We start from the raw sequence: 3,530 nt of genomic DNA, 5'->3' as shown, positions 1-3,530 counted from the left end.
TGCCAATTTATGGGGTGTCAATTTACAACGTGCCAATTTAGAGGGTGTTGATTTACAGAATGTGAATTTACAAGGTGCTAATTTACATGGTGTCAATTTAAGAGATGTTCAGTTAAACGAAAATACCCAGATAGAAGAGAAATGCTTGAGAGTTTGGGATATTCTCAATAATCCCACTCCCCAAAAAAATTTGAAGGATGCCAATTTAGTGGGTGCCAATTTAGTGGGTGCCTATTTACAGTCTGCTGATTTATATGGTGCCGATTTACAGGATGCCAATTTACAAGGTGCCAATTTATATGGTGCCGATTTACAGGATGCCAATTTAGTGGGTGCCAATTTAAAGGGTGCCGATTTAAAGGGTGCCAAATTACAGGGTGTTAAACTAGACTCCAAAACCCATATAGAGAAAAAATGGCGTAAGTTTTGGGATATTGTTAATAATCCCACTCCCAAAAGAGATTTACAAGGTGCCAATTTATGGGGTGTCTATTTATATGGTGCCTATTTATATGGTGCCAATTTACAGAATGCCAATTTAAAGGGTGCCCATTTAGAGGGTGCCAATTTACAGTCTGCCAATTTAGAGCGTGCCAATTTAGGGGGTGCCGATTTAGGGGGTGCCAATTTACAGGGTGCCGATTTAGAGGGTGCCAATTTATATAATGCCCATTTACAGGGTGCCAATTTACAGTCTGCCAATTTAAAGGGTGCCGATTTAGAGGGTGCCAAATTACAGTCTGCCAATTTAAAGGGTGCCCATTTACAGGGTGCCAATTTATATAATGCCAAATTACAGTCTGCCAATTTACAGGGTGCCAATTTACAGGGTGCCAAATTACAGTCTGCCAATTTAGAGGGTGCCAATTTAAAGGATGCTAAGTTAGAAGAGGATGATGATGATATCTCATTCTAGATAAATACCTAGACATCTTCTGATAGCTAAGGAGACGGATTTAATTGAAAAAAGTATTAAATTGAAGAAATTAAGTAAATTAGACATAGATGCGATCGCCCCTATAAGCCTTTTGACTTGCTAATTCTCCCAGGCGATCGCATTAATTCTTTAACTCATTACTTCAAAACTCAACTCCAACCAGTAACTTTGGGTAAATATGCAAGAGCTGAGTTGAGGCGATCGCAGGGCTGTTTCATTCATTTTTTTATTTCAAAATGTAACGTTTAAACGGTAGGCTTTTTACTATGTTTTTTAAAAGAAAAATAAATCCGAGATTTATTATTAGCAAAAAATCCCCTCTCCCTGCTCCCGTGCTCCGGTGCTCCGGTGCTCCTCCTCACCATTTTCTTTGTCAAGAACGAAACAGCCCTGGAGGCGATCGCTCATTTTAATTTTAGCTGCTAAAACTCTTTAATTTTCCTCACAGTCTCCCATTCTTTTAGTATAATTGTACTAAATAATTCTCAGTCACAATTAATTGGTAAGAAAAATGACTACAGAATCATCTGCTCAATTAAAAATTGTCATCCAAGAAGTAAATAACCCAGAAACATCCCCAGTGCGTCTCCAGGAAATTTATCGAAGTTATACTCAAACAGAAGTTAGAATTGCCTTAGTTAGTAATCCTAATACTCCCCAGGATGTTTTATGGGAGTTAGGGAAAGATTTTCCGAGAGAATTATTGAATAATGCTGTATTTGATTTAATGCTATTAGTCAATCCTAATTTACTGGCAGATATGCCCAGAAAAACTGTGATTAGTCTGATCAGTTTACCAGATATTGATGAATCTTTGCTTATTTTTGCCCTAAATCACTGTGGAACCCAAGATGTATTAGTAGCTATTGTTTCTCATCATACTCGAATTTGGAATAACTGGCGACAAGATAATCAAAATGTGGAGATTAATTTATATGATGCCAATTTAAGAGGTGCCTATTTAGAGGGTGCCTATTTAGAGGGTGCCTATTTAGAGTTTGCCAATTTAGAGGGTGCCTATTTAGAGGGTGCCAATTTACAAGGTGCCAATTTATGGGGTGCCAATTTATGGGATGCCAATTTACAGAATGCCAATTTAAGTGGTGCCAATTTAAGTGGTGCCTATTTAAGTGGTGCCAATTTAAGTGGTGCCAATTTAAGTGGTGCCTATTTAAGGGAAATTGATCAAGATTCCTATGGTGCCAATTTAAGTGGTGCTAATTTAAGTGGTGCCAATTTACAGAATGCCGATTTACATCGTGCCTATTTAGAGGGTGCCGATTTACAGAATGTGAATTTACAAGGTGCTAATTTACATGGTGTCAATTTATGGCGTGCCAATTTAAGTGGTGCCGATTTACAGGGTGCCGATTTAACGAGTGGCTTTTTAGCGGAGGGGAATGTAGATACTAATTTACAGTCTGCCAATTTACAGGGTGCCGATTTATCCCATGCTAATTTACAATGTGCTCGTTTAGATTATGCCGATTTACAGGGTGCCGATTTATCCCATGCTAATTTAGAATGTGCTAGTTTAGATTATGCTAATTTAAAGGGTGCCAATTTAGAACATGCTAATTTATTAACGCTTTACGAATTGTTCTGCGGCAATACCAATACCAATTTATATTATGCCAATTTAGAGGGTGCCAATTTAAAGAGTGCCAATTTACAGAATGTGAATTTACAGAATGTGAATTTACAAGGTGCCAATTTACAGTCTGCTGATTTAGTGGGTGCCAATTTAAAGGGTGCTAATTTACATGGTGCCAATTTAAAGGGTGCTAATTTACATGGTGCCAATTTACAGTCTGCTGATTTAGTGGGTGCCTATTTACAGAATACCAAATTACAGGGTGCCGATTTAGCAGGTGCCAAATTACAGGGTGCCCATTTAGAGGGTGCCGATTTAGAGAATGCTAATTTACAAGGTGCCAATTTAGAGAATGCCGATTTACAAGGTGCCAATTTACAAAATGCCGATTTACAGAATTCCCATTTATATAATGCCGATTTACAGGGTGCTAATCTACAGACTGCTAATTTACAGGGTGCTGATTTACAGAATGCCCATTTATATAATGCTAATTTACAGGGTGCTAATCTACAGGGTGCCAGGTTATGGGGTGTTCAATTAGACAAAAAAACCTATATAGAGCAAAAATGGCGTAAGGTTTGGGATATTGTTAATAATCCCACTCCCCAAAGAGATTTACAAGGTGCCCATTTACAGAATGCCAATTTAGTGGGTGCCTATTTACAGAATGCCAATTTAGAGAATGCCAATTTAGAGGGTGCCCATTTAGAGAATGCCAATTTAGAGGGTGCCAATTTAGAGGGTGCCCATTTAGAGGGTGCCCATTTAGAGGGTGTTGATTTAAAGGGTGCCCATTTAGAGGGTGCCCATTTAGAGGGTGCCCATTTAGAGGGTGTTGATTTAAAGGGTGTTAAACTAGACTCCAAAACCTATATAGAGGAAAAATGGCGTAAGGTTTGGGATATTGTTAATAATCCCACGCCCCAAAGAGATTTACAAGCTGCCCATTTACAGAATGCCAATTTAGTGGGTGCCAATTTACAAAATGCCCATTTA

General features: G+C 38.4%; 2 protein-coding genes. Both read left to right on the top strand.

The window, feature by feature from the left end; genetic code table 11:
- On the top strand, window positions 1-916 hold a 916-nt coding region (locus MW688_RS05410), incomplete at its 5' end, for a pentapeptide repeat-containing protein (RefSeq protein WP_486734909.1).
- A 532-nt stretch (window positions 917-1,448) separates the two neighbouring features.
- A partial coding sequence (locus MW688_RS05405) for a pentapeptide repeat-containing protein (RefSeq protein ID WP_486734908.1) occupies window positions 1,449-3,530 on the top strand: 2,082 nt, incomplete at its 3' end.

The organism is Johannesbaptistia floridana (genome assembly GCF_057440575.1).
This window is presented reverse-complemented; position numbering and strand designations above follow the sequence as displayed.